The organism is Brevibacterium sp. UCMA 11752 (assembly GCF_021532235.1).
Taxonomy (GTDB): Bacteria; Actinomycetota; Actinomycetes; order Actinomycetales; family Brevibacteriaceae; genus Brevibacterium; species Brevibacterium antiquum.
This window is the reverse complement of sequence record NZ_JACBOS010000003.1, coordinates 1485511-1510107: the sequence shown is the minus strand read 5'-3', so window position 1 is coordinate 1510107 and position 24597 is coordinate 1485511. Positions and strand designations below refer to the sequence as shown.

General features: G+C 63.7%; 27 protein-coding genes. 11 read left to right on the top strand and 16 right to left on the bottom strand.

Features of this window, described 5'->3' with window-relative positions:
- Positions 1–18: 18 nt before the first annotated feature.
- Entirely contained in the window at positions 19–1470 is a 1452-nt protein-coding gene (gene cysS, locus HU144_RS06700; RefSeq protein ID WP_235350665.1) for a cysteine--tRNA ligase, read from the bottom strand.
- A 295-nt stretch (positions 1471–1765) separates the two neighbouring features.
- On the opposite strand from cysS, the gene HU144_RS06695 reads away from it, so the two are divergent.
- The 5 genes from HU144_RS06695 (at position 1766) to HU144_RS06675 (ending at position 7154) form a co-directional block, all read left to right on the top strand.
- Positions 1766–3334 (top strand): sodium-dependent transporter, encoded by a 1569-nt coding sequence (locus HU144_RS06695; RefSeq protein WP_235350664.1) that lies wholly within the window; start codon positions 1766–1768, stop codon positions 3332–3334.
- A complete protein-coding gene (locus HU144_RS06690) occupies positions 3334–3438 on the top strand; it encodes a methionine/alanine import family NSS transporter small subunit (RefSeq protein WP_083248838.1) in 105 nt (34 codons plus the stop codon). Before HU144_RS06695 ends, HU144_RS06690 begins: the two co-directional genes overlap by 1 nt.
- A 353-nt stretch (positions 3439–3791) precedes the next feature.
- Positions 3792–4883, top strand: coding sequence for an S-(hydroxymethyl)mycothiol dehydrogenase (locus HU144_RS06685; protein ID WP_069600873.1), 1092 nt, complete (start codon positions 3792–3794; stop codon positions 4881–4883).
- Complete coding sequence (locus HU144_RS06680) at positions 4883–5554, top strand: MBL fold metallo-hydrolase (RefSeq protein ID WP_096159744.1); 672 nt, start codon at positions 4883–4885, stop codon at positions 5552–5554. The genes HU144_RS06685 and HU144_RS06680 overlap by 1 nt, the downstream gene beginning before the upstream one ends.
- Before the next feature lie 187 nt (positions 5555–5741).
- Positions 5742–7154, top strand: coding sequence for an amino acid permease (locus tag HU144_RS06675; protein ID WP_235350663.1), 1413 nt, complete (start codon positions 5742–5744; stop codon positions 7152–7154).
- Here the strand turns inward: HU144_RS06675 and HU144_RS06670 are convergent.
- From HU144_RS06670 to HU144_RS06655, 4 genes are all read right to left on the bottom strand, one after another.
- Positions 7124–7924, bottom strand: a complete 801-nt coding sequence (locus HU144_RS06670) for a hypothetical protein (protein WP_235350662.1) — start codon at positions 7922–7924, stop codon at positions 7124–7126. The genes HU144_RS06675 and HU144_RS06670 overlap by 31 nt on opposite strands.
- Before the next feature lie 259 nt (positions 7925–8183).
- Positions 8184–8708: a 2-C-methyl-D-erythritol 2,4-cyclodiphosphate synthase gene (gene ispF, locus HU144_RS06665; RefSeq protein WP_235352669.1), complete on the bottom strand. Its 525-nt coding sequence runs from the start codon at positions 8706–8708 to the stop codon at positions 8184–8186.
- A gap of 2 nt (positions 8709–8710) precedes the next feature.
- Positions 8711–9691, bottom strand: coding sequence for an IspD/TarI family cytidylyltransferase (locus tag HU144_RS06660; RefSeq protein ID WP_235350661.1), 981 nt, complete (start codon positions 9689–9691; stop codon positions 8711–8713).
- Positions 9692–9732: 41 nt separating this feature from the next.
- Positions 9733–10215: a CarD family transcriptional regulator gene (locus HU144_RS06655; protein ID WP_009883639.1), complete on the bottom strand. Its 483-nt coding sequence runs from the start codon at positions 10213–10215 to the stop codon at positions 9733–9735.
- Between the two features lie 285 nt (positions 10216–10500).
- Between HU144_RS06655 and HU144_RS06650 the strand changes: the two genes are divergently transcribed.
- A complete protein-coding gene (locus tag HU144_RS06650; RefSeq protein WP_235350660.1) occupies positions 10501–11073 on the top strand; it encodes a hypothetical protein in 573 nt (190 codons plus the stop codon).
- Positions 11074–11256: 183 nt separating this feature from the next.
- Here HU144_RS06650 and HU144_RS06645 read toward each other — a convergent pair whose 3' ends face one another.
- Complete coding sequence (locus HU144_RS06645) at positions 11257–11940, bottom strand: response regulator (protein ID WP_204233162.1); 684 nt, start codon at positions 11938–11940, stop codon at positions 11257–11259.
- Entirely contained in the window at positions 11937–13322 is a 1386-nt protein-coding gene (locus HU144_RS06640) for a sensor histidine kinase (protein WP_235350659.1), read from the bottom strand. The genes HU144_RS06645 and HU144_RS06640 overlap by 4 nt, the downstream gene beginning before the upstream one ends.
- A gap of 216 nt (positions 13323–13538) precedes the next feature.
- Here HU144_RS06640 and phoU point away from each other — a divergent pair, with 216 nt between their 5' ends.
- Complete coding sequence (gene phoU / locus HU144_RS06635; RefSeq protein ID WP_235350658.1) at positions 13539–14201, top strand: phosphate signaling complex protein PhoU; 663 nt, start codon at positions 13539–13541, stop codon at positions 14199–14201.
- 20 nt (positions 14202–14221) lie between these two features.
- Here phoU and HU144_RS06630 read toward each other — a convergent pair whose 3' ends face one another.
- Complete coding sequence (locus HU144_RS06630; protein ID WP_235350657.1) at positions 14222–15172, bottom strand: EamA family transporter; 951 nt, start codon at positions 15170–15172, stop codon at positions 14222–14224.
- 71 nt (positions 15173–15243) lie between these two features.
- Here HU144_RS06630 and HU144_RS06625 point away from each other — a divergent pair, with 71 nt between their 5' ends.
- A complete protein-coding gene (locus tag HU144_RS06625; RefSeq protein WP_235350656.1) occupies positions 15244–16179 on the top strand; it encodes a LysR family transcriptional regulator in 936 nt (311 codons plus the stop codon).
- A gap of 19 nt (positions 16180–16198) precedes the next feature.
- Here the strand turns inward: HU144_RS06625 and HU144_RS06620 are convergent, their stop codons facing one another.
- Positions 16199–16942 carry a phosphoglyceromutase gene (locus HU144_RS06620; protein WP_235350655.1) on the bottom strand — a complete coding sequence of 248 codons (744 nt, stop codon included), beginning with the start codon at positions 16940–16942 and terminating at the stop codon, positions 16199–16201.
- A 315-nt stretch (positions 16943–17257) separates the two neighbouring features.
- Between HU144_RS06620 and HU144_RS06615 the strand changes: the two genes are divergently transcribed.
- Both HU144_RS06615 and HU144_RS06610 read left to right on the top strand, forming a co-directional pair.
- On the top strand, positions 17258–18205 hold the full coding sequence (locus HU144_RS06615; RefSeq protein WP_442862670.1) for a bile acid:sodium symporter family protein: 948 nt from the start codon (positions 17258–17260) through the stop codon (positions 18203–18205).
- Positions 18202–18828 carry a GNAT family N-acetyltransferase gene (locus HU144_RS06610; RefSeq protein ID WP_235350653.1) on the top strand — a complete coding sequence of 209 codons (627 nt, stop codon included), beginning with the start codon at positions 18202–18204 and terminating at the stop codon, positions 18826–18828. The genes HU144_RS06615 and HU144_RS06610 overlap by 4 nt, the downstream gene beginning before the upstream one ends.
- A 3-nt stretch (positions 18829–18831) precedes the next feature.
- Here HU144_RS06610 and HU144_RS06605 read toward each other — a convergent pair whose 3' ends face one another.
- The 7 genes from HU144_RS06605 to HU144_RS06575 all read right to left on the bottom strand — a co-directional run bounded on the left by HU144_RS06605 (position 18832) and on the right by HU144_RS06575 (position 23914).
- A complete protein-coding gene (locus HU144_RS06605) occupies positions 18832–19188 on the bottom strand; it encodes an iron chaperone (protein WP_235350652.1) in 357 nt (118 codons plus the stop codon).
- Positions 19185–19703, bottom strand: a complete 519-nt coding sequence (locus HU144_RS06600) for a YbjN domain-containing protein (protein WP_235350651.1) — start codon at positions 19701–19703, stop codon at positions 19185–19187. Before HU144_RS06600 ends, HU144_RS06605 begins: the two co-directional genes overlap by 4 nt.
- Before the next feature lie 70 nt (positions 19704–19773).
- Positions 19774–21267, bottom strand: a complete 1494-nt coding sequence (locus HU144_RS06595) for a glycosyltransferase (RefSeq protein ID WP_235350650.1) — start codon at positions 21265–21267, stop codon at positions 19774–19776.
- 9 nt (positions 21268–21276) lie between these two features.
- The gene (locus HU144_RS06590; protein WP_235350649.1) at positions 21277–22107 is read right to left on the bottom strand and encodes an alpha/beta fold hydrolase; all 831 of its coding nucleotides are present in this window, start codon (positions 22105–22107) and stop codon (positions 21277–21279) included.
- 21 nt (positions 22108–22128) lie between these two features.
- Positions 22129–22458, bottom strand: coding sequence for a DUF2516 family protein (locus tag HU144_RS06585; protein WP_143920622.1), 330 nt, complete (start codon positions 22456–22458; stop codon positions 22129–22131).
- Between the two features lie 215 nt (positions 22459–22673).
- On the bottom strand, positions 22674–23114 hold the full coding sequence (locus HU144_RS06580) for an AzlD domain-containing protein (RefSeq protein ID WP_235350648.1): 441 nt from the start codon (positions 23112–23114) through the stop codon (positions 22674–22676).
- Positions 23111–23914 carry an AzlC family ABC transporter permease gene (locus HU144_RS06575; RefSeq protein WP_235350647.1) on the bottom strand — a complete coding sequence of 268 codons (804 nt, stop codon included), beginning with the start codon at positions 23912–23914 and terminating at the stop codon, positions 23111–23113. Before HU144_RS06575 ends, HU144_RS06580 begins: the two co-directional genes overlap by 4 nt.
- Positions 23915–23979: 65 nt before the next feature.
- Here HU144_RS06575 and HU144_RS06570 point away from each other — a divergent pair, with 65 nt between their 5' ends.
- A complete protein-coding gene (locus HU144_RS06570; protein ID WP_235350646.1) occupies positions 23980–24582 on the top strand; it encodes a helix-turn-helix domain-containing protein in 603 nt (200 codons plus the stop codon).
- The last annotated feature ends 15 nt before the right edge of the window (positions 24583–24597 follow it).

The following is a 24597-nucleotide window of genomic DNA, read 5'->3' as shown; positions in this document are numbered from 1 at the left end:
TGAGCAGAGTGTCGTGGGTCAGCTGTCCTTGACGTGGTAGCGGTAGCCGTCGGCCGTGTCCTCGATGACGATTCCGGCGGATGCCAGATTGTCGCGGATCGCATCGGCGGTGGCGAAGTCCTTCTCCGCCTTCGCCGCGGCCCTTTGTGCGGCGAGCGCATCGACGAGGGAATCCAGCGCCGATTCCACGCTCGCGCTCGCTCCTGAGCCGGCCCACGCCTCGGCGCTGGGATTGACTCCCAGGATATCGAGCATCAGCTCCACCTCGGCGACGATCTGCGTGAGTGTGCTCCGGTCCTGGCCGGAGTCGAGGAGTTTCGCACCCTCGGTGACCTTCGCGAAGACCACGGACAGTGCACGGGGCACGCCGAGGTCGTCGTCGAGTGCCGCTGCGAACTCCGTGGGTACGTCGACGCTGCGACCGCTGTAGGAGTCGCGGACATCGGGCAGTGCGGGTGCGTCGTCTCCGAGTGCCTGCCGGGCTCGCTGGAGGAAGTTCGCCAGGCGGTCGAGCGAGGCCGTCTGCCGGTCCATGGCCTCGGGTGAGAACTCGAGGATCGACCGGTAGCTGGCACCGGTGAGGAAGTAGCGCACGGCCAGCGGGCTGTAGCGGTGGAAGAGTTCGGAGGCGAAGACCGAGTTGCCGAGCGACTTCGACATCTTGTCCCCGCCCACGTTGAGCAGGCCCGAATGCATCCAGATGTTGGCGAACCGGTCGCCAGCCGCGCGCGACTGGGCCAGCTCGTTCTCGTGATGAGGGAAGCGCAGGTCGAGCCCACCGCCGTGGATGTCGAAATTCTCGCCGAGGTACTTCGTCGACATGGCCGAGCACTCGATGTGCCAGCCCGGTCGGCCCCGACCCCAGGGAGCCGGCCACGAGGCGGTGCCGGGCTCGCCGGGTTTGTGCGCCTTCCACAGCGCGAAGTCCCGGGCGTCCTTCTTGCCCCGCATGTCTGCATCGTTCGCGGGTTCCATGTCCTCGAGGCGCTGGTTGGTCAGTTCCCCGTAGTCCGCCCACGAGGTGGCCGCGAAGTAGACATCGCCGCTGTCGTCGAGTGCCGGGTAGGCATACCCCGCGTCGATGAGTCGATCGATGAGTTCGATCATCTCGGTGATGTGCCCGGTGGCGCGGGGTTCGTAGCTGGGTGGCAGCACGTCGAGGGCGGCATAGGCCTGGGTGAAGGCCCGCTCGTATTTGAAGGCGTGGGCGAACCAGGGTCGCCCCTCCTCGGCGGATTTCGACAGGATCTTGTCGTCGATGTCCGTGACGTTGCGGACCAAGGTGACGCTGTAGCCGCGATACATCAGCCAACGACGAAGCTGGTCGAAGACCGAGGCCGAGCGCAGGTGGCCGATATGTGGCTCGCCCTGCACCGTGGCACCACAGACGTAGATGCCCACGTGCCCGGCATTGACGGGGCGCAGTTCGTCGGTGGTGCGGCTGGCGGTGTTGTACAGAGCGATAGTCACGCACACAAGTCTACCGGGGACAAGCGCTGTGTTGCTGTCTGCGCGGGCATCATGACTCGGGGACGACTATGAGGTGTCCGACATTTGATACGAGAGTGTTACACAGCTCACGTGACTTGGGGCACGTTTCACAGTGACCTCCCAGTATGCTGGGGAGCAAGTCAACGCGACCGCGCCCGCTTCATCACGAGGCTATCCTCGTAGGCGGTACGCTCGCTTGCCGGCGATTTCGTCACAGCAGACCGTCATACCGGCATCAGCCTCACAACAATGTGGTTGGACAGAAAGGAACACCGTGTCTTCCACCAAATCACCCCAGAGGGAGGTCTTCGCCACCCGCGGCGCGTTCATCTTCGCAGCCATCGGGTCGGCAGTCGGCCTCGGCAATATCTGGCGCTTCCCGTACATCACGTACGACAACGGCGGCGGCGCCTTCATCATCCCCTATCTCGTCGCTCTTCTGACAGCTGGCATTCCGCTGCTGTTCTTCGACTACGCAATGGGCCACCGGTCCCGCGGCTCAGCGCCGCTGGCGTTCCGGATGGCATCGAAGGTCGCCGAGCCCATCGGCTGGTTCCAGACCGGTGTGGCCTTCTTCATCGGCATCTACTACGCAGCCATCATCGGCTGGGCCGGGTGCTACATGTTCTTCTCCCTCAACCAGGCATGGGGCGATGACGCGACCGGGTTCTTCACCGAGACGTTCCTCCACGCCAGCGACCCGGGCATCTCGTTCGAATTCGTCCCCGGCATCCTGATTCCGATCATCCTCGTGTGGATCGCCACGCTGGGAATCCTCCTGGCCGGTGTGCAGAACGGCATCGCGCGATTCTCGAAGATCTTCATCCCGCTGCTGGTCGTCCTGTTCCTCGCGCTCGTCGTCCGGGCCCTGTTCCTGCCGGGCGCCTTCGACGGCATCAACGCACTGTTCACCCCAGACTTCGCTGCGCTGGCAGATCCGGCAGTATGGATCGCGGCCTATGGGCAGATCTTCTTCTCACTGTCGATCGCCTTCGGCATCATGATCACCTACGCCTCTTACCTGAAGCGGAAGACGAACCTGACCGGTGCCGGACTCGTCGTCGGCTTCTCGAACTCCGCGTTCGAGATCCTCGCCGGAATCGGCGTCTTCGCAGCTCTCGGCTTCATGGCTGCGGCGCAGGGCACGCAGGTCTCCGAGGTTGCCGAGAGCGGCATCGGACTCGCGTTCATGGCGTTCCCGACACTGATTTCGGAGATGCCGGGAGGCGCGCTGTTCGGCTTCGCCTTCTTCGCCTGCCTCGTGTTCGCCGGGCTGACGTCGATCATCTCGATCGTGCAAGTCCCGATCCAGGCCGTGCGTGAGAAGTTCGGCCTCGGCGACAGGGCGTCGACCTTGCTCGTCGGCGGAATCATGGCGGTCATCTCGATCCTGCTCATGCCCACCGTCACCGGCCTCTACGTCCTCGACACGATCGATGCCTGGGCCAACAACATCGGAATCGTCGGCGGTGCCGTCGTCGCGCTCATCACCATCGGCTGGATCGCCCGCAGGCTTCCTGTCCTGCGTGATCACCTCAACGCGATCTCGAGCTTCAAGGTGGGCTGGCTCTGGATGATCATCCTCGGCGGTCTCACGACCATCGTGCTCATCTACATGCTCATCACCCAGATCATGACCTACTCGACCGAAGGCTACGAAGATTATCCAGCCGTCCTCACGGGCACCTTCGGCTGGGGCATGATCGGACTGCTCATCATCGCCTCGATCGTCCTGACCCTGATCAAATGGCCCCAGAAGACACTCGACGCGGCCGAAGCGGCCGTCGCCGATTCTGTGGCCGAAAAGAATCGCACAAACACCACTCACGGAGGAGCACACTGATGGGTACCTCAGCAATCGTCATGATGGTCATCGCCATGGTCACCGTCTGGGGCGGCCTCATCGCCGCAATCATGCACCTGCGTAAGCACCCGGACCAGGAGTGATCACCACCGACAGATGGTGACCTCACACCCGAGATCTGTTCCGACGAAGGCGGTTCGACACCTGGCAGCAGGCATCGAGCCGCCTTCGTCGATTCACCCCTCGTCTCGCCGCTCGTCTCGCCCTCGCCCTGACCGGCTGCAGGCCTCCCGCACAGTCCGATTTCAGACCTCCCGCACAGCCCGATTTCGGACCTCTCGCATCACCCGACTTCGGACCTGAATTCTCATTCCGCGGGCGCACTGGTCGCGAGCGCCCAGCCTGGTTAGGGTGGGGCTGTACGAACTTTTCGGTGGGCGCACATGGCCTTTGCCAATGCAGAAGAGCACAACGCCTAAGAGCACTAGGAGACGCAATGCCACAGACGGTCAAAGGTGTCATCTCCCGCAGCAAGGGGGCGCCGGTCGAACTCACAGACATCGTCATCCCCGACCCGGGACCCGGCGAGGTCGTCGTCGACGTGAAGTCGTGCGGCGTCTGCCACACGGACTTCCACTACCGCGAGGGCGGAATCAGCGACGACTATCCGTTCCTGCTCGGCCACGAATCGGCCGGCACGGTCTCAGAGATCGGCGAAGGCGTCACCGACGTCGAGGTGGGCGACTTCGTCATCCTCAACTGGCGCGCCATCTGCGGTGAGTGCCGGGCCTGCAAGCGCGGCGAACCCTGGTACTGCTTCGACACCCATAACGCTTCGCAGAAGATGACCCTGCCCGACGGCACCGAGCTCGAAGCCGCACTGGGCATCGGGTCCTTCGCAGAGAAGACCCTGGTCGCGGCCGGACAGTGCACCAAGGTCCCCGAGGCTGATCCCGCTGTCGTGGGTCTGCTGGGCTGCGGTGTCATGGCCGGAATCGGTGCCGCCATCAACACCGGCGAGGTCACCCGCGGCAAGACCGTGGCCGTCATCGGCTGCGGCGGCGTCGGCTGCTCGGCTATCGCCGGTTCTGCGCTGGCCGGTGCCGGCACGATCATCGCCCTCGATCTCGATGACAAGAAGCTCGACTGGGCGAAGGATCTCGGAGCCACCCACACGGTCAATACCCGCGGCAAGAGCGAGGACGAAGTCGTCGAGGCCATCCAGGAACTCACCGGAGGCTTCGGCGCCGACGTCGTCATCGACGCGGTCGGCCGACCTGAAACCTGGCGACAGGCCTTCTACGGCCGTGACCTCGCGGGCACCGTGGTGCTCGTGGGCGTGCCGACCCCGGAGATGGAGCTGAGTGTTCCGCTGCTCGACGTCTTCGGCCGCGGCGGTCGCCTCAAGTCCTCCTGGTACGGTGATTGCCTGCCCGAACGGGACTTCCCAATGCTCGTCGACCTGTATCAGCAGGGACGCGTGCCTTTGGAGAAGTTCGTGTCTGAGCGCATCGGGCTCGGCGACGTCGAGGAGGCATTCGAGAAGATGAGTCAAGGCAAGGTACTGCGATCGGTGGTGGAGCTCTGATGACGGCAATCGAACATCTGGTCACGTCTGGAACGTTCTCGCTCGACGGCGGAACCTGGGACGTCGACAACAACGTATGGATCATCGGCGACGACTCCGAAGTCATCGTCATCGATCCCGCGCACGACGTCAACGCCATCGCGGAGAAGGTCGGTGCGCGTGAGGTCAAAGCGATTCTGCTGACTCACGGGCACGATGACCATGTCGGAGTCGTCCGCGATTTCGCGCACCGTGTGGGCAACCCACCCGTTCATCTGAACCCCGAGGATCACGTCCTCTGGGACATGACCTATGACAGCTACCGCCCGGACACGGAGATCTCCGACGGAGATACCTGGAACGTCGGCGGCGTGAGGATCAAGGCCCTGCACACACCCGGCCACTCCCCCGGCTCCACCTGCTTCTTCGTCGAGACCGGCCTGCCGATCCCGGCATCTGCGGGTGCTGGCAGTGCTGTCGGGCCTGTCCTCTTCTCCGGGGACACGCTCTTCAACGGAGGCCCCGGCGCGACCGGTCGTTCGCACTCGAGCTTCGAGACGATCATCGAATCGATCAGAGACGTCCTGTTCAAGCTGCCCGACGCCACGATCGTCCTGACCGGACACGGCGAGCCGACGTCGATCGGTGCCGAAGCTCCGTCGCTGGAGGACTGGGTCAAACGCGGAGCGTGAGAATCCTCGTTCTCTGATTCGCCGAGGTGGTGCGTGAGCAGGCGATCGATCGGATCACCGAGCACCGCACCGGACCGCAGAAACAGAGATCCCCGGACAGAGGTGCCGTGGTCGCAGACGCGACCACGGCACCTCTTCCTTTCGACTGCGCTGTCTCGTGATTGCAGCCACGAGATACACTCATCTGGTGCCTGATTCTCATTCCTCACAGCCCCCTGTTCCTGCTGACTCGTCATCGTCGTCTCCGACGCCTGATGCGTCGAAGGCCGGAGCCGGCCTGAAGGTCGGAATGAAGCCTCGCCACCTGGTCATGATGAGCCTCGGATCGGCGATCGGCGCCGGCCTGTTCGTCGGTTCGGGTGCCGGTGTCCAGGCTGCGGGCCCCGCCGTTCTCATCTCCTATGTGGTTGCCGGGCTCATCGTCGTCTTCGTCATGCGAGCACTCGGAGAGCTCGTGGCTGCCGACCCGAATCCCGGCGCCTTCTCCCACTACGCCGGCCGAGCGATGGGTCCTGCCGCCGCATTCGCCGTCGGCGCCCTGTGGTGGGTCCAACTCTGCCTCGTCGTCGCCGCCGAGGCCACTGCCGCTGCACAGATCGCGGCCAGCTACGTGCCGTCGGTCCCACAATGGGTCATCGCTCTGGCCATCATGGTCATCTTCACCGCGATCAACCTCACCACCTCGGGCAGTTTCGGTGAGTTCGAGTTCTGGTTCTCCCTCATCAAGGTCGCCTTCGTGACCCTGTTCCTCGTCCTCGGCGCCGCATTCCTGTTCGGCTGGACCCCGGCACAACCGCCCGAGACCATCTTCGCTGATGGGTTCATGCCCACAGGTCTCCCCGGTGTTGCGGCCGGTCTCCTCGTCGTCGCGTTCGCTTTCGGCGGGATCGAGATCGTGGCGGTCGCCGCCGCCGAGACCGCGAACCCGAGTCGCAGCGTGACACAGGCGATCAAGACCATTGTGTGGCGAATCCTGTTCCTCTACATCGGCTCCGTGGCGATCATCGTGCTCGTGCTCGACTGGAAGGACGAACGGCTGGCCGAGTCACCCTTCGTCGCGGTCCTCGACACCGCTGGTCTCCCCGTCATCGCCTCTCTCCTGGCCGCGGTCATCGTCATCGCACTGCTGTCATCGATGAACGCGAACATCTATGGTGCTTCCCGAATGGCGTTCTCCATGTCCGAGCGGAAGATGCTTCCGCCAGGACTGAGCCGCACGACCAGACGCGGCGTCCCGATGATCGCGGTGCTGGCCACCTCGGCGTTCGGATTCGTGGCAGTGGCCCTGAACTACTTCTGGGCCGCCGAAGTGCTCGGTGTGCTGCTCAACATCGTCGGGTCCACGCTCATCGTCACCTGGGTCGTGACACTGATCTCCCAGATCATCATCCGCCGCCGTACCGAGGCCGCCGGCGAAGAACTGCCGCTGAAGATGTGGCTCTTCCCCTGGCTGTCCTATGCGACGCTGGCGGGCATCGCCATGATCATCATCCTCGGTCTGACCGTGGAGTCCGTGCGCATCCAGATACTCGGCACCCTGGTCTTCACCGCGGCACTCTACGGAATCGGCTACCTGGTCACGCGTAAGCGCAGGGCCTGAACCAGTTCTCGAAGGGCCGGGGACTGCGCCAGTTCGGGAAGGGCCGAGGACTGCGCTGGGATCGGCGGCTGTCCCGTCACTGGGGTGGGCGTCGGTGATCGGCGCATGGCTGGCGTCAGCGGCTGTGCCCTCGCGGGGGTTCGTTCGGCTGCTCGACTGAGCCACCCGTCGAGCATGTCGAGTGTCTGGCCCTCGTGGCGGCCGAAGTGTCGGCCCGCATACTCAGTGACGTCGATGGGCACGAATCGCTCCAACGCGTCGAGGACGAGCCCGGCACCTCGTTCCGACATCGGCATCCGGACGCCGGTGACGGCATGCACAGCCTCCGCGGCTGCCCGCGTAGGCCGTCGCAGGTGCGACCTCAGACCGGCCCAATTCCCTTCACGAGCACTCAGTTCAGCGACGTAGGGAATGAACACCGCCGGCGGGGCGGAGATCATGAAGGCCGGTACACCGACGATGAGGCCGCCGAGCCTGCGCCGCAGTCCTCGCACGGTCTCGCCGCGGCCGCTGGCCATGAACACGGGCATCCCAGGCGGATGCCAATAACTGACGTTGCGTCCCGTTGTTCGCTCTGACAGGAGCGCGGGTGAGAAGACGAGGATCTCGGAATCAGGGAACATCGACGCAGCAACGGACCGGTCCCCGTCGACCTGGCTGGTGATCGCGATGAGGCCCGGACGAAGAGCGAGAATCGATGAGGCAACATCCTCGTCGAGGTCACCCGGCCGTGTCGTCAGCACCACGAGGTCCCACAATTCCGAACTCACCGCAGCCCAATCGACCACAGGCACTCGGCGCACAGGCCCCGTCCCCTGCCCAGGTTCCCGACGCACAGGCACTCGACACACCAGCCGCTGCCCGAACGCGCGCACTCGTCTCGGATATGCGGCACCTCGCGCCCGCACGGGGTCTGAATTCGAACTTTCCGACCGTGAGACGACCACCGCTTCGTGTCCTCGTCCGAACAGCGCCGCAGCTGCGAGGCCGATCGCCCCGGCTCCTTGGAACACGACCTTCATGCACTGCTCACTGCGGTCTCGGCGCTGCCACCGACGCGTCGTCGCGCGCAATGGGATAGACAAGAGCATTCGCAATGGCTGCGACGCCTTCACCGCGCCCCGTCAGACCGAGCGCATCGGTCGTCGTCCCGGACACTGACACCTCGGCCCCAGCTGCCGCAGACAGCGCCTGCTGAGCATCGAGTCGCCTCGTGCCGATCTTCGGGCGGTTGCCGATGACCTGGACGGAGACATTGCCGATCTCGTAGCCTGCCGCACGGACCTGACGTGCCGCCTCGGCGAGGAGAGTCGCCCCGGAGGCACCGACGAACTCGGGCCGGTCGACGCCGAAATGCTGACCCAGATCGCCGATTCCTGCGGCAGAGAACAGCGCATCACAGCACGCATGTGCGGCAACGTCGGAATCGGAATGGCCCTCGAGCCCACGTTCACCGGGCCAGTTCAGGCCCGCGACCCACAGTTCACGCTCGGGATCGTCGGAATAGGCGTGCACGTCGACTCCGATGCCGGTACGCGGAATCACCATGGTCATCGTCACTGCTCTCCTTCGCTCGCTGCGTTCGGCTTCGCGCCGTTCACTTCCGCATCGACAGTCGCCTGCTCCCGCTGCGTCGCATCCCGAGTCGCTCCGGCGTCCCGAGTCGCTCCCGCGTCCCGAGTCGCTCCGGCGTCCCGCTTCATCGCGATGTGCTCACCGAGTACGAGGTCGAGCGGGTAGGTGATCTTCAGTGCTTCCTCGTCACCGTCCACGGCAACGACATCGACACCGAGGCGCTCGACGAGACCCGCATCATCCGTGGCTGCAAGGCCTCCCGGTCCCGAGGCGGCCAGATCGTCTTCGTATCTCTCGTGGGCTCGACGCAGGGTGCTTGCAGTGAAACCCTGAGGAGTTTGGACGCGGCGCAGTCGCGAACGGTCAAGATCGCCGTTGAGGACCTCAACGGTTGGTAACTTCTGGTCGTTCTCAGCACCGGATTCGACCACAACTTGCCAACCGTCTGCGTCTGGCTGCGACTGAGGTGCCCGGGGCCCGTCGTTCGTGGTGGCACGGTGATCGTTCATGGCCTGACGGTGATCCGAGTGCGCCGCGGGGCGGCTCTCAACGCGGCGCACGGTGTCCGTCATGGGCAGGACGGGAACGACCGCCTCGGCGCCGGCGCTGACAGCATCGGCCACTCGCCGGAAGACCTCGGACGGTGTCAGTGCCCGGGCAGCATCGTGGACCAGCACAATGTCTGCGTCACCGGCATATTTCAAGGCCAATTGCACGGATTCGATTCGATCTTCTCCGCCTGCTACAGCTGTGATTCGCATTCCCGAAATACTGGATTCCGAATCTTCTCCGCCCGATTCTGAAATGGAATCGATTTCATTGCGGGCACGCATTAAAAACTCCTCGGGAGCGGCAACCACAATTGTGGAAGCAACTCCCGAGGAGATGATCGTCTCAAGACTACGAGCCAGAAGGCTCTTCCCGTTCAGCCGGACGAGGGCCTTCGGGTCTGCACTGCCCAAGCGCGTTCCCGACCCTGCGGCCGGAACGATGACGCAGATATTCAGGACGCGAGCACTTCGTCCAGGATGGCCTCGGCCTCGGATTCCTCTTTCTTCTCAGCCAATGCGAGTTCAGAAACGAGGATCTGACGGGCCTTGGACAACATGCGCTTCTCACCGGTCGACAAGCCGCGGTCCTGCTCGCGACGCCACAGGTCACGAACGACTTCGGCAACCTTGATCACGTCGCCGGACTGCAGCTTCTCAAGATTCGCCTTGTAGCGACGAGACCAGTTCGTGGGCTCTTCGACGAATTCCGCGCGGAGGACGTTGAATACCTTCTCAACACCCTCTTCACCGACGACATCTCGCACACCGACGAGGTCGCAGTTCTCCGCAGGAACCTCGATCACTAGATCACCATGGGCGACCTGGAGCTTGAGATACAGTTTCTCCTCACCTTTAATGGTTCGTTTCTTGATATCTTGGATTGTCGCTGCACCGTGATGTGGATAGACAACTGTGTCGCCGACCTCGAAACTCATATTCTCTTCAAACCCCTTTCGCGGACTTCCAGTTTACCATGAGGCGCGCCACAGAAATCATTCAGGCTGCGGATTCTTCGTGCTAGGCTCCGCTGCGCGGTTTGCCGAACGCAGGCTCATCTCAGGCGATACCGAAATTCTCGCGGCCAGAACCCGTTCCTCCGGGCCTGGGCTCTGTTGGAGTTCTCACAGCGGGAACTCGTCCGGTCCCATTCCGGGTTCTACGGCCGGTCAAAAACCGGGTAGTATACAGATTGATCTTGTATTGCCACTTCAAGGAGCACAATGAAACGGCACAACCGCGCGGCACTCGCAGTTGCCGCACTCGCTCTCGTCATTCCCGTCAGCGGATGTGCAAGCCTGCTGTCACCTCACCAAACCGCCGAGTACCACTACAACGCCGGTGACGGTGCCTGGGGATCGGTCGGAGACGTCGAGGTCCGCGGTCTGATGCTCATCATGGACGAGTCCGGCAAGGGCCCGGCCCAGCTGTTCTTCACACTCATCAACAAGGGCGATTCCTCTGCCAAGGTGTCCTTGGACGTCGGCGGGAAGACGACCACCGAGTCGGTCAAGGCCGGCGAAACCTTCGTTCAGGACCCGGAGAGCTCGGCGTCGACGTCATCGAAGCCGGTCATCGTGGACAGCCTCAAGGCGAAGCCCGGCGACCTGGCCGACGTCACCGTCAAGGTCGGCAGCGACGAGAAGACGATCCGGACTCAGGTCCTGTCGAATTCCCTGCCGTACTACGAACAGTACGTGCCGACCGAAAAGCCATCGGAGTCTCCCAGCGAGGATGCCACTCAGCCCGGCGAAGACGCATCGCAGTCCGGCGAAGCCACCGGTATCAACGGCTGAGTCCAACCGCACGAGAGCCGTATTTCTCAAGGAGCCGCCCACACAATGTGGGCGGCTCCTTCTGTGTCAGCTGTGAGCCTCTCGGCCTGCGTCAGCTGTGAGTCTCTCGGCGCAGGTGCCGTGAGTGCTCCCGCTGCGGGCGATCAGGCTCTGCGCGCAGTCACGCTCTGCGGGTGGTCGTAGTCAGGCTTCGAACTTGTAGCCGAGTCCGCGCACGGTGGTCAGCAGGCGCGGCTCCGAGGGGTTCTGCTCGACCTTGGCCCGCAGACGCTTGACGTGGACGTCGAGGGTCTTCGTGTCGCCGACGTAGTCTTCTCCCCAGATCCGATCGATGAGCTGACCACGTGTCATCACCCGGCCGGAGTTGCGGATGAGGATCTCGAGCAGTTCGAACTCCTTCAGCGGCATCGACAGCTCTTCGCCGCGGACGCTGACGACGTGACGTTCGACATCGATGCGGACTCCCCCGGCTTCGAGCACCGACTCGTCGTCGAAGGCTTCGGACTCGACGTTGCGGCGCAGCACCGCTCGCACCCTGGCCAGCAGTTCTCGCGAGGAGTAGGGCTTGGTCACATAGTCGTCAGCGCCGAGCTCGAGTCCCACCACCTTGTCGATCTCCGAGTCCTTGGCCGTAAGCATGATGATCGGAACGCTGGACTTCGCACGCAGCTCTCGGCACACCTCGGTGCCGGAGACTCCCGGCAGCATGAGGTCGAGCAGAACGAGGTCGGCGCCGTTGCGGTCGAACTCTGCGAGAGCCTTCAAACCGTCATCGGCAACTGTCACCTCATATCCTTCTTTACCGAGCAGGTACGACAGTGGGTCCGAGAACGAATCCTCGTCCTCGACAAGCAGAATTCGAGTCACGTTGTGAGCTTCCTTTGTTCGCTTCCGGTTTTCAGAACCTGGGTTGTCTCATTCTCATTCTCCCCTGTGCTGACGCCCTTGTCATCGTCAGGGTCATGCTCGGTGCTGTCATCGGCAACCGCGCCATCAGCAGTTGCGCCCTCTGACTGGGCGTCTGCCTCGGCGTCTGCCTCAACCTCCGCTTCGTCGGCATCGGCTCGTGCCGAGTGCTCGAGCAGGACTCCATCCGGCGCCGAGGAGGATGCTTCGTCATCGGAGATGTTGCCTGCCAGCGGAAGCACGATGGTGAAGGTCGAACCCTTGCCGAGGCGGCTCCAGACCTTCACCTGTCCGCCGTGGGTGGCGATGATGTGCTTGACGATGCTCAGCCCCAGCCCGGTTCCACCCGTGATGCGCGAGCGCGCCGGGTCGACGCGGTAGAACCGTTCGAAGACACGCTCGGTGTCCTGAGTGGAGAGACCAATGCCCTGGTCGGCGACGGAGATCTCGACGCGTTCGTCGACAAGTTCGACGCCGACGCCGACGCGAGTGCCGTCGGGTGAGTAGTTGATGGCGTTGTCGATGAGGTTGCGCACTGCATTGACGAGGAGTTCGTAGTTGCCCTCGATGAGCATCCTGCCCGGTGGCGAGACCTCGATATGGATGTTCTTGCCTTCTGCACGCGTGCGGGCACGATCAGCGGCATCATCGACCACCTCGGCGGCGGAGATCTTCTCCGTCGCAGATGGAGCGGTGTGGTCCTGGACGCGGGACAGGTCGATGATCTCCTGCACCAGCTGGGTCAGCCGCTTCGACTCCCGCTGCATGCGACCGCCGAAGCGTTCGACGGCCTGCGGGTCATCGGAGAAGTCGGTGACCGCCTCGGCGAGGAGGGACATCGCGCCGATGGGTGTCTTGAGTTCGTGGGAGACGTTGGCGACGAAATCTCGCCGAATGGAGTCAACGCGCTTGGACTCGGTCTGGTCGTCACAGAGGACGAGGACGAAGGCCGTACCCAAGGGCGCCACACGAGCGTGGAGGAACCGCAGGATCGAATCCGTCTGCTCGCGCTTCTGTTCGAGTTCGATCTCTTCGATGAGGCCTCTGGAGCGGACTCGGCCGACCATGCGCAGCATCTCGGGAGAGGCAAGGGAATGGCCTCTGACCAGCCCGAATGTGTACGCGGCCGGGGATGCTTTGACGACGTCATCGCCGGCGTCGAGAACGATCGCGGCCGAGGGCAGCACAGCCAGAACCTCGGCGATGCCTTCGGGCAGGTCGTCCTCAGAATGCAGATCGGCAGCATCACGGGAGCGTTCGCTGAAACGAAACGCCAGAATTCCCGCTATGCCCAGTCCCAGACCGACGATGCCGGTCAGGACCGCTACGATCAAGAGGTCCACGTCATCAAGCTTATGCGCAGTCTGCTTCACAGGGGCACCGAATCGGCATCAGAACGCCGCTTTTGCTGAGGAATTCACCTGGACGCCAGACAACGTTCACCCAGTAGTGTCAAGCTGGCACAGTGTGCCCGTCCTGACCGGAGGGTTGTCCGCACCCAGGACGATCTCAGGCACCTCCCCTTGCAGAAGATCCACGAGATTAAGGAACCGTTGTCAATGCGCGAAGTCTTCAGAAATGAGCTGGACGAGCTGGCCACGCAGCTGGTCGGCATGTCCGTCAAGGTTCACGAGGCGATGCGCCTGGCGAACCAATCCCTGCGCAGCAACGACCTCGAACTGGCCGAACAGGTCATCGAAGCCGACGCCGTGATCGACCATATGCAGTTCGCCCTCGACCAGCAGGCCGCTGAGATGCTGGCCCTGCAGGCCCCCGTCGCGGCCGACCTGCGCGCGGTCATCGGCTCGCTGCGGATGTCCGCGTCCCTCGAGCGCATGGGCGACCTGGCTCGCCACATCGCCCAGCAGGTCCGTATCCGCTACCCGGAGTCAGCGATCCCCGACCACTTCACCGACACATTCACCCGCATGGGCGAATCCGGAGAGAAGATCGCCGAGGCGACTGAGAACCTGCTGTCGAACCCGGGCCTGACCGCCGTGCCCACGATCAATGCGATCGACGAAGAGCTCGACGAACTGCACCTGAGCATCTTCGGCAAGCTGGCCGAGGCGCCCGCCGGTTCGCTGGCACCTCGCCACATCGCCGACGTCACCCTGCTCTCGCGCTACTACGAGCGCTTCGGCGACCACGCTGTGTCCGTGTCCCAGAAGGTCGAATACCTGCTCACCGGTAACTGGGAACCGTACCTGTCGAAGAAGTGAGAGACGCCTGAAACACCGAATCAGCCCGAGGTCGACGAATGTTCGACCTCGGGCTTTTCGCTGGCGATGACCTTCCGCTGCCTCCGGTTCGTTCCCCTGATGCTGCGTGCGATCGTCTTCAGCACTCCCGTCGTGACAGCGACGCCCAGAAGCAGGAGGGCTCCGCCGATGAGCTCGGGAACGGTGGGACGATCTCCGAGGACGAGCCATGCCGAGAGCACACCGACTAGGAGAACCAACAGTGAGAACGGCGCCACCTGCGATGCCGGGAACCTCGCAAGCAGCGAATTCCAGATGACGTAGCCGATGAGTGAGGCGCAGCCGGCGGTGTAAACGACCGAAGCCACGACTCCCCAGGTCGGGTTCGCAACAGCGTGAGCCACCTCGGCGGGGCCGTCGACGAGTATCGAGAGCACGAACAGCGGCACGGGGACCACGATGGCCGACCACACGGTCATCTGCACACCATCGGTGCCCTCCTTGACTCCGCGGGCGATGACATTGCCGATCGCCCAGGACAAGGACGCGGCGAGCGCGACGAGGAAGGCGACGATCGGCACCGATGCCTGGAGGCTCAGGCCGATGACGCACAGTCCGGACAGGCCGATGAGGATGCCGATGATCTGGCGTCGACTCGGGAACTCCTTGAGCACAAGAGCCGCGACGAGCACCGTGAAGGCGGCCTGAATCTGGATCACGATCGATGTCAGGCCCGCAGGCAGTCCGAGGAACATGGCGGTGTAGAGGAGTCCGAACTGACTGGCGGACATGAAGACGCCGATGAGGAGGATGCGTCGGAAACTCCCTCTGGGGTACTTGACGAAGAAGATCGCCGGGATCACGACGAGCGTGAAGCGGGCGGCGACGAGGAGCAGCGGCGGCCAGTCCCGCAGTCCGAAGTCGATGAAGATGAAGTTGACGCCCCAGAGAACGACGACGAGCAGGGCAAGCATGTAATGGACGGGACGCATACCTCCAGGAACCCAGCCATTGCATCAAAATTCCATTGAATATAAATGCGTGGTTTCGTTAAAATTATTTGATGATTGACACTCTCGCCCTGCGCACGCTGGTTGCTCTCGACTCGGCCGGATCCGTCACTGCGACTGCCGATGCACTCGGCTACACCTCGGCAGCCATCAGCCACCAGCTGCAGAAGCTCTCGCGCTATCTCGGCTCACCGGTCACCGAGCGCACCGGACGGGGGATCGCATTGACTCCGATGGGCCGTGAGCTCAGCCGTCGCGGCGCCGAGCTGCTCCAGGACCTCGAAAGCCTCGAGACCGACGCTCGGGCAAGGTCGGGCGAACCTCGAGGTCGGATCACGGTGGGCGGATTCTCGACCGGCATCCGCGGGGTGCTGGTGCCATCCCTGCCGCTGCTCAAGACCACCGCGCCGGAGCTGACGATCACCAACATCGAGGAGGAGCCCGATGAGCTCATCGACATGGTCACGGTCGGTCGGATCGACGCCTCGCTGATCTTCGACTGGCGGGAGGGCCCTCCGCAGCTGCTCTCGACGCTGAATTCCGAGCTCATCACCGTCGACCGGGCCGATATCGTCATGCATCGTGATCATCATCTGGCCTCACGCCATCTGGTGACCCGGCAGGATCTCCTCCGCGAGGTCTTCGTCTCGGCACCGCGCAACGGCGTATGCCATCGCTGGCTCACCGCGCTCTTCGATCCCCTCAACGCCGAACCGCAGATCGAATACTGGGCGATGGAGTATGACACCCAGATCGAGTTCGTCCGGGCAGTCGGGGCGCTCGCGCTGGTGCCGCGGCTGGGACGGCCGCATCTTCCTGCCGACGTCACCGTCGTCGAACTCGACGATCCGAGCATCGCCCGCTGGATCTACCTCGTATGGCGGGCCTCGATGAGCGCATCCCCGGCGATCGCCCTTCTCCTTGAGCAGATGAAGGCGGTCGCCGAGGTCGCGGCAGGTGAGTGCGAGCCTGTACGAGGGAGAGTCTGAGCGGGTGAGAGTCTGAGCCTCAGCGACCCTGGTTGGCGACCTGACCGATCGCGGCTTCGGCAGCAGCCGCATCGAGGTACGTGCCACCGGGCTTGACCGGGGTGAAGTCCTCGGTCAGCTCGTAGTGCAGCGGGATGCCGGTGGGAATGTTGAGTCCGGTGATGTCGGCGTCGGAGATTCCGTCGAGGTGCTTGACGAGGGCACGCAGCGAATTGCCGTGGGCGACGACGAGCACGGTGCGTCCGACGGTGAGTTCGGGGACGAGCCGGTCGTACCAGTACGGCAGGAGGCGGTCGATGACGTCGGCCAGGCATTCCGTGCGAGGCAGGGAACCGCCGAGGTTGGCGTAGCGCGGATCTCCTGCCTGCGAGAACTCAGAGGCGTCGCCGAGAGCTGGCGGCGGGGTGTCGAAGGAGCGGCGCCAGGTCATGAACTGCTCCTCGCCGAACTCCTCGCGGATCTCCTTCTTGTTCTTGCCCTGCAGCGCGCCGTAGTGGCGTTCGTTGAGTCGCCAGCTGCGATGGACGTCGAGCCAGGAGAGATCGGCGGCTTCGAGCGCCAGATTCGAGGTGAGGATGGCCCGCTTGAGGCGGGAGGTGTACACGACGTCGGGGATGAGGTCGGCCTCGCGCAGGAGCTCGCCGGCTCGCTGGCCCTCAGCCCGCCCTTTGTCCGTCAGGGTCACGTCGACCCAACCGGTGAACAGATTCTTCTGGTTCCAATCGCTCTCGCCGTGGCGCAGCAGGATGAGGTTATGCGTCATGCCACCATTTTTGCACGACCGTGCCGACGCGCACAGAGCCGCCCACCCTCTGGTCGACCTGCTTCCGAGATCTTTCTCACTATTCGGCATTCGATCTTGCATCGCGATATGCCCGGATAGCCTGAACTCATGTCTGACACCCCTACGCCTCCGTCGTCGAACCCACAGCCTCCCTCGCCGAACCCACAGTCGCTGTCGTCCAACCCACAGCCGCCGTCGTCGAGCTCGCAGTCGCCGACCCCGCCACCGCAGGCGGGAGGGTCATCGGCTCCTGCGCCCCAGCAGCCGAACTCCGATCGCAGTTCGATCATCGCTGTGACGGCACTGCCGGTCCTCGTCGTCATCGCCGGAGTCCTCGGGTTCCTCAGCCCCGACTCATTCACTCCACTCGCACCCTCGATCACCTGGGCTCTCGGAATCGTCATGTTCTTCATGGGTCTGACGCTGACGCTGCCGGACTTCGCTCGAATTGCGAAGAAGCCATGGATCGCCGCCCTCGGTGTCGTCACGCAGTTCGTCGCTATGCCTCTGCTCGGCCTCCTGGTCGTCACGCTCTACGGTCTTCCGCCTGAGATCGCGGTCGGCGTCATCCTCGTCGGATGTGCCCCCGGAGGGACTGCATCGAACGTCGTCACCTTCCTGGCCAAGGGCGATACCGCTCTGTCGGTGTCGATCACGACCCTGTCGACCCTCCTCGCCCCGGTGCTCACACCCCTGCTGACTCTGTGGCTTGCCGGCTCATACATGGACGTGCCGTTCTGGTCGATGTTCGTCTCGATCTGTCAGACGGTGCTCGTGCCCGTCATCGTCGGGGTCATCGTCAGGCTCATGGCCTCGAAGTTCGTCGACAAGATCTCACCGATTCTGCCCTGGTTCGCGTCCATTGCCATCGCCTACATCGTGGCGATCGTCGTCGCGGGCTCGGCTGCTTCCATCGCGACCGCCGGACTCCTCGTGCTCCTGGCAGTCATCACGCACAACATCCTGGGACTTGGAATCGGCTATGGAGTGGCCGCGGCCTGCAGGTTGGACACTCCGACCAGACGAGCGATGACCTTCGAGGTCGGGCTGCAGAATTCGGGGCTCGCGTCGACTCTCGCGACCACGTACTTCTCGCCGCTCGCTGCTCTTCCCGGCGCTGTGTTCAGCGTCTGGCACAACGTCTCCGGTGCACTCCTGGCCTCGGTGTTCGCACGCCGCCCCTACGGCAAACCGCCGCGTGAGCAGGCCGCCGGAGACAGTCGCGCACAGGCGGCACGGTGATCGGACCCTCGACCCCCTCGGGCTTCTTCACTTTCGAGACGGAGACGATCACTCTTGCGAACAGGAGATTTCTGATTCGGCGGGCAAGAGACACCGATGTGCACGACCTCGTGTCCCTGCTTCGCGATGACGCCCTCGGTGCTGCCCGTGAGGGTTCCGGCGCCGAGGAGGTGGCCGACTACCAGCGTGCCTTCGGCCTCATCGATTCCGATCCCAATCAGCTTCTGGTCACGATCGCCGACGTCACCAACTGTTCCGAGGCCTATCACGATGGTTCCGAGACCCATCATGACGGTTCCGAGAACCACGATGAGGGTGGGCAGGCACAACCCTCCGACACCGAATCGGCTGCCGTCGTCGGTACCCTGCAGCTGACGCTGATCCCGAGCCTGTCACGACGAGGTTCGACGCGGCTGCAGATCGAGGCGGTGAGGATCGGGCCTGATGCGCAGGGCCTCGGTCTGGGCACGGCGGTCTTCGAATGGGCCCATGACTGCGGGCGTCGATTCGGAGCATCGCTGGCTCAGCTGACGACCGATAAGTCGCGCACGGATGCGCAGCGGTTCTATGCACGACTCGGCTACGAGGCCAGTCACGAAGGGCTCAAACTGGACCTGAGCTGAGACTCACATCCACTTCACGCCGTCGACCTCGAACTCGCGGATGCGGTGGGCGATCATCTCCGCCAGCAGGTCGGTGGGGATCTCGCGATCGTAGTAGAGCTTGATCGAACCCTTTCCGGTGTCGAATCCGCTCAGCCGATCGGCGAAGGCCTCTTTGGCGCTGGGAGTGAAGACGAAGTTCGCGTGCTTGGCGTAGCCGGCGAAGGCGAAGAGGATCGTGCTCACGAAATAAGCAGGGTTCCCCCACTTGAGGCCCTCCTCAGCTGTGGGCGCAGCGGCGCGGCTGAGCTCCCGGAGGCGGCTCAGAAATTCCCGCTTGTGCACATCGTCGAAGCCGGCGATGTATTCGTCGACGTTCACTCCTGCTCCAGAAATTCGTTGTCCGGTCCGCTGAGGACGTCTTCGAAGGCGGCGAGGTTCCGCGTCGACTCCCCGCGACTGATCCTCCAGGCCCACTCCTTCTTCATTCCGGTGAGGAAGCCGATGAGCAGAAGTTCGTTGAACGAGGAGTCGGCGATCGCCAGAATCGCCCCGAGCAGCGAGTCGAGTTCCTCGAGAAGTCGGTCCCGGGGAACGCTGGCTCCCAGATACACATCGCCGAGGGTGTCGATGCCGAACGACACCGGGCCCGGTTTCATGTTCTTGATGAGCAGCCAGCGGTTGAACTCCTCGGCGTTCTCATCCGGATGGCGAATGACGAACGCCTGCAGCTGTACCGTTCGCGCAGAGATGGTGATCGACACGGTCGTCTTCAGCTTCTTCTCTCCCGGCAGGACTACGGCGATCTGCGTGTCCTCAACGGAGTCGACTTCGACCTCGTTCTCATTCGCCCACTGCCTCACTCCGGCCAGAATCGCCTCGGTGTCGGTCGTCATCATGTGTCCTTCCGTCAACGATTCGTTTCGTCGCAATTCGATTCATTCCATCGGCAATCCATTGAGTTCTTCAGCAGCCGCGCCCCACTAGTCGCGGTGTCGGATTAAGTTCTTCCGCTGTCGCCATCTCTTCCGCGGTGGCTGTCCCTCGCACGGTCGCCATCTCCTGCGTAGTCGCTGTCTCCTCCGTGCCCGTCATCTGCTCCGTGCCCGTCATCGTCGTGGTCAGGGCCAGATCCGGCAGGTCGAGGGCGCCGAGCACACTCGCCGCCGTGGCTGACCAGTCGAATCGAGTCGAGCGATCGGCGGCATGAAGTGCGAGTTCCCGTCGCAGTTCGTCGTCGAGGAGCATCCGCTCGAGAGCCATGGCCCAATGCCGAGGGTTGTGATCGGCGATGAGCACGCCCGAATACCCGTGTTCGACGATGTCGGGCAGGCCGCCCACCGCCGAGGCTATGGCAGGCAGGCCCGATGCCGAGGCCTCGGCCGCGACCAGTCCGAATGATTCGCTGCGTGAGGGAACGAGGAGGATGTCCGCCGCGCGGTAGTAGGCGACGAGTTCATGCGCGGGGACGGGACGTCGCACCTCGACGCTGGGTTCGGCGGCGATCGCCGAGTTCAGGTCGCGCAGGTACGTCGTGGATCCTGTCGGAGCCTCTTTGCCCGAGACCGCGCCGAGGAGGATTCCACGCGTCCGAGACGCCAGGTGCGGGTTGTTCTCTCGCAGGCCGGAGATCGCATCGACTACGACGTCGGTTCCCTTGATGAACTGCATCCGCCCCACATAGAGGACGATGAATTCGTCTGGTGCAAGACCCAGAACTGTTCTGGCCTCGGCTCGATCTCCTGGACAGAACAGGTCGTGGTCGACACCGGGCCTGGCCACCACTACGGCGTCGGCATCGGCGCCGAGTTCGTGGATGAGATCGCGACGCTCTGCCGGGGTGTTGGCCACGATCAGGTCCACCGCCGAGGCGATTCTCTCCTCTGCTTCCAAGCGCTGAGGCCGTTCGTGGCTGGTCTCTGAGTCGCGGTTCTTGACCGCGCCGATCGTGTGCATGCTCACGACGATTCGAGGACGTTCACCCGATCTGGTCGCGTCGTCGGCGACCGCCGCCAGTGACTCCTGAGTCAGTGACTTCTGCGCCAATGACTTCTGGGTCAGTGGCTCCTGGGCCGGTGACTCCTGAGAGCGAAGCTCCTGAGCCCGCAGTGCCGCCTCGGCGGAGATCCAATAGTGGGCCCAGATCAGATCGGCTGAGGTGAAGCTCGGCTCGGCCAGGAGGAGCAGCGCGAGTTCGTCGATGGCATCGGCCAGCTCATCCTTGTTGGCTGCATTGATCGGCAGCTGGTGGAGTCGGACGTTCTCAGCGATCTGCAGAGTGCCGGCGCGCCCGCCCAGTCCATCGATACCGCTCGGGTCGGCGGTGAAGACGTCGACCACGTGGCCGGCTGCTGCCAATGCGCGCACCGACTGGTCGACGTAGACATTCATGCCACCGGCATCGCCCTGGCCCGGCTGAGCCGCGGGCGAGGTGTGGAGGGAGAGAACGGATATGCGCACGGTGACAGTTTAGCCAAAGAACTCGCCGAGGATCCGGCGAACTTCGTGGCGCCCGCGCCACAGGATCGATCCCGCTGGCAGGACTTCCAAGTGAGCCTCGGGAATCGCGGCCGCAATCGCCTCGGCGACCTCGACCGGATGGGCAGGGTCATCCTCGTGGGTGAGCACGAGCACCTCCCCCGGGAACCGAGCCAGAGCACTCAACGGGTCATTGCCCGTGCTCACATCGCCTGCGCTCTCGTCGACGGCGATCTCGAGAGCCAAGCCGAGCCCATCGGACATGTCCGTATTGACGAGATTCTCAGCCTTCGTCTTCGTCCAGGCTCTGACCGGCAGGAGCTCGGCCACCTCGGTGGGTTCGCGAGACAGCATCAGGTCCGTAATGGACTCAACGTCACCAGCGGCCACCAGATCACGCAGTCGCTCCAGGTAGCTGCGGTTCGCATCGGCCACCTCGGCGGAGAACCCGGTGAATGATGCCGGGAGCACGAGCGCGACCTTCTCGAGGTTCCGGGTCGCCGGATGACTGGTGCCAAGCAGTCTGAGGAGCCCGCCGGCGGACATAGAGACGCCGAGGGCCTGCGTCGCCGAGGTTGACGTCAGGGCCTGTGCCAGCACCTCGGCGATGTGGCCGTAGCTCCATCCCGAGCCAGGTGAGGGGCGGCCGCCGTGGCCGGGCAGGTGGAGGAAATGCTTGGTGCCGGTGATGCCTGTCCCGAAGGGGCGGGTGTCGCGGATTGCGCCGGCAAATCCGTGGCCGAAGAGTGTGTGGGGGTCACCGCTGCCGAAGGTGGCGATGTAGTCGGAATCTGGGCCCGGGAGATTGAGGTCGTTTGTCATCTGCGAGTGTTCGTCGCCTTCTCAGCGCCAGTGGTTCCGATTTTGTTTGCGATTGCGCGGGTCGATGGCCTTGATCTTCGGCCGGACGTCGGTGAGGTAGACGATGCCAGCGACGAGTGCGATCAGGTTGAGGAAGATGATGCGCATGCCCATGGGCGGAAGCGCGATGAGTGCGAGCGCGAGACCGACGCCGAGGAGGATGACCCAGAACTTCTTGCTCTGCTTGTCAACGGCGCGGTAGTTCTCGTCCTTGTAGCGGAGGCAGTCGATGAACGCCCACAGCTGGAGGCCGAAGGCGGCGACGGACAAGGCGAGAAAGACCATCTGCTGAACGCCGGCAATTATTTCCATAGCATCTACCCTAGCAATCGCAGCTCCACCCGGCACGGGGACGGCTCGGATCCTGGGCGAATCCCCACCGTCGGATCACTCGCCGCACATGAACCGCCTCAGCGCTGCGAGGACACGATACTGAGGCAGCACGGCGCTCTGGCTGTCACGTGGTCTGGCTCCGGCGGTCACGCGGTCTGGCTCCGGCTGTCACAGCTTCGCACCACGGCCGGCGTTCACAGGATCCCCGTCATTCGGATGCCTGCACAGACACCCATGCCCAGCAGCACACAGATGAGCATCGGCACTCGCAGGATCGAGGCCAGGACTCCCACACCGACGCCGATGAGCCGTGCGGGGTCCGCGATGTCCTGCCCATCGAAGATCGCCGTCGTCGCGAAGACTGCACCGATGAGAACGACGGTCGCCCGATCCATCCACTTCGTCACCGTCGCCGTCGAGTCGCCTTCCGACTCCCCCGTGAGTTCCACGGAGCTGTTCGATCGTGCAGTGCTGTTCGTTTCCGCGGTTCCGTCTGACCCCGCCGAGGCGGTCGCGAGCTGTCGCCGTTTGCCCTTCGTTGCGATCGCCGCACCGAGCTTCACACCGGCGAAGCGCATGGCATAGGTTCCGATGCTCAGCGCAGCGAGTGCGATGAGAAAACTGACCGGGCTCATCGGCTCCCCTCCTGTCGATCGAGATCGTCACCACCACTGCGATCGTCAATACCGCTGCGATCGCCAGCTTCACTGAGATCTGTCTGGGCGGCACCACCTCGGCGCTTCCTGATGACTGCCCTGATCGACCAGCCGACTGCCACGAGCACGAACACTGACAGAGAGGTCACAGCTCCGAGTCCGAGAGGAAGGAGCGGAGTGAGGAGGATCGAGATGAGGATTCCAACGACCGTGAGCGACAGGGTGGTTCTGCTCTTCAGGTCGCCGCGGATGAGGCAGAAGAGGATGATCGGGAAGGCCGCATCGAGGCCGAGGAGGTCGGCGTCGATGACGCTGCCGAGCCACTGGCCGACCATGGCCCCGCTCGGCCACATCACTGCGATGGCCGCACCCATGAGGAGGAAGGCATGCCACCGTGCCCGGTCGGTGCTGACGGTTCGCGATACGGCGATAGATTCGTCGTTGATCCAGTGCGCCGCGAGGAGTGCGCGCCAGTCCTGCGGAAAGAACGGCCCGACGGCCACGCCGAAGGCGAAGTTGCGCGAGTTGACCAGCAGGCCCGCCAGCACTGCAAGGACCGGCGCTCCGCCTGCGGCGATCACGCCGACGAAGGTGAATTCCGCTGCACCGCCGAGGGCGAACATCGCCAGCAGAAGCGTCTGCCACCACGGGAATCCGGACACCGCGGAGATGGCCCCATAGGACAGAGCGACCGCGATGATCGTGATCGTGACGATGATGACGTCACGATAGGTCGAGCCCGGAAGGACCCGATCGATCGTGCGAAACACAGAACTCATGTTCTATATAGTGCACACTCACGAATCGTTCGTCAACTGGAACGTTATGTCGCTATAGTGAACTCATGAGTTCTCAACCACGAGATGAGGCACCCACCGGACCCGGTGAGCCGCCGGCTGGCCCGACGCCTCGTGAGCAGATCGCAATCGCAATCAGACGAGAGCGGATGCACGCGAACCTCTCGCTCTCCGAAGTTGCCCGTCGGGCGGGGATCGGAAAATCGACCATGTCCGGGCTGGAGGCAGGCACCGGCAATCCCAGCGTCGAGACGATGTGGGCTCTGGCGGCCGCGCTCGACATCCCTCTGGCCAGACTGCTCGATCCTCCGCAGCACGAAGTCGCGCTCCTGCACGCCAAGGATCTGCCCAGTCTGCCCTCGAACACCGCGAACTATGCTGCGACTCTGCTCTCAGCATCGCCGGCGAATGCGCGGCGCGACGTGTATTTCATTCAGGCCGAACCGGGTCAGCCCCGAAACTCGCAGCCGCACCCTGTCGGCACTATCGAGCATGTGATCCTGGGGCAGGGGGCGGCGCGCATCGAGGTGCTCGGGCAGTCCTACGAGCTTCACGTCGGCGACTACCTGACCTATCCGGGCGATCAGCCGCACCAGTTCACGGCGCTCAGACCGGAGACGACCGTCGTGTTCATCGTCGAGAGCCGCTGAAGCCCCGGTCACTCG

Bases quoted from the DNA above. Each gene is read 5' to 3' on its own strand.
- HU144_RS06690 (WP_083248838.1), top strand. From the start codon at position 3,334: ATGGGTACCTCAGCAATCGTCATGATGGTCATCGCCATGGTCACCGTC.
- HU144_RS06685 (WP_069600873.1), top strand. From the start codon at position 3,792: ATGCCACAGACGGTCAAAGGTGTCATCTCCCGCAGCAAGGGGGCGCCG.
- HU144_RS06680 (WP_096159744.1), top strand. From the start codon at position 4,883: ATGACGGCAATCGAACATCTGGTCACGTCTGGAACGTTCTCGCTCGAC.
- ispF (WP_235352669.1), bottom strand. From the start codon at position 8,708: ATGACCATGGTGATTCCGCGTACCGGCATCGGAGTCGACGTGCACGCC.
- HU144_RS06655 (WP_009883639.1), bottom strand. From the start codon at position 10,215: ATGAGTTTCGAGGTCGGCGACACAGTTGTCTATCCACATCACGGTGCA.
- HU144_RS06650 (WP_235350660.1), top strand. From the start codon at position 10,501: ATGAAACGGCACAACCGCGCGGCACTCGCAGTTGCCGCACTCGCTCTC.
- phoU (WP_235350658.1), top strand. From the start codon at position 13,539: ATGCGCGAAGTCTTCAGAAATGAGCTGGACGAGCTGGCCACGCAGCTG.
- HU144_RS06630 (WP_235350657.1), bottom strand. From the start codon at position 15,172: ATGCGTCCCGTCCATTACATGCTTGCCCTGCTCGTCGTCGTTCTCTGG.
- HU144_RS06625 (WP_235350656.1), top strand. From the start codon at position 15,244: ATGATTGACACTCTCGCCCTGCGCACGCTGGTTGCTCTCGACTCGGCC.
- HU144_RS06620 (WP_235350655.1), bottom strand. From the start codon at position 16,942: ATGACGCATAACCTCATCCTGCTGCGCCACGGCGAGAGCGATTGGAAC.
- HU144_RS06600 (WP_235350651.1), bottom strand. From the start codon at position 19,703: ATGACGACCGACACCGAGGCGATTCTGGCCGGAGTGAGGCAGTGGGCG.
- HU144_RS06590 (WP_235350649.1), bottom strand. From the start codon at position 22,107: ATGACAAACGACCTCAATCTCCCGGGCCCAGATTCCGACTACATCGCC.
- HU144_RS06585 (WP_143920622.1), bottom strand. From the start codon at position 22,458: ATGGAAATAATTGCCGGCGTTCAGCAGATGGTCTTTCTCGCCTTGTCC.
- HU144_RS06580 (WP_235350648.1), bottom strand. From the start codon at position 23,114: ATGAGCCCGGTCAGTTTTCTCATCGCACTCGCTGCGCTGAGCATCGGA.
- HU144_RS06575 (WP_235350647.1), bottom strand. From the start codon at position 23,914: ATGAGTTCTGTGTTTCGCACGATCGATCGGGTCCTTCCGGGCTCGACC.
- HU144_RS06570 (WP_235350646.1), top strand. From the start codon at position 23,980: ATGAGTTCTCAACCACGAGATGAGGCACCCACCGGACCCGGTGAGCCG.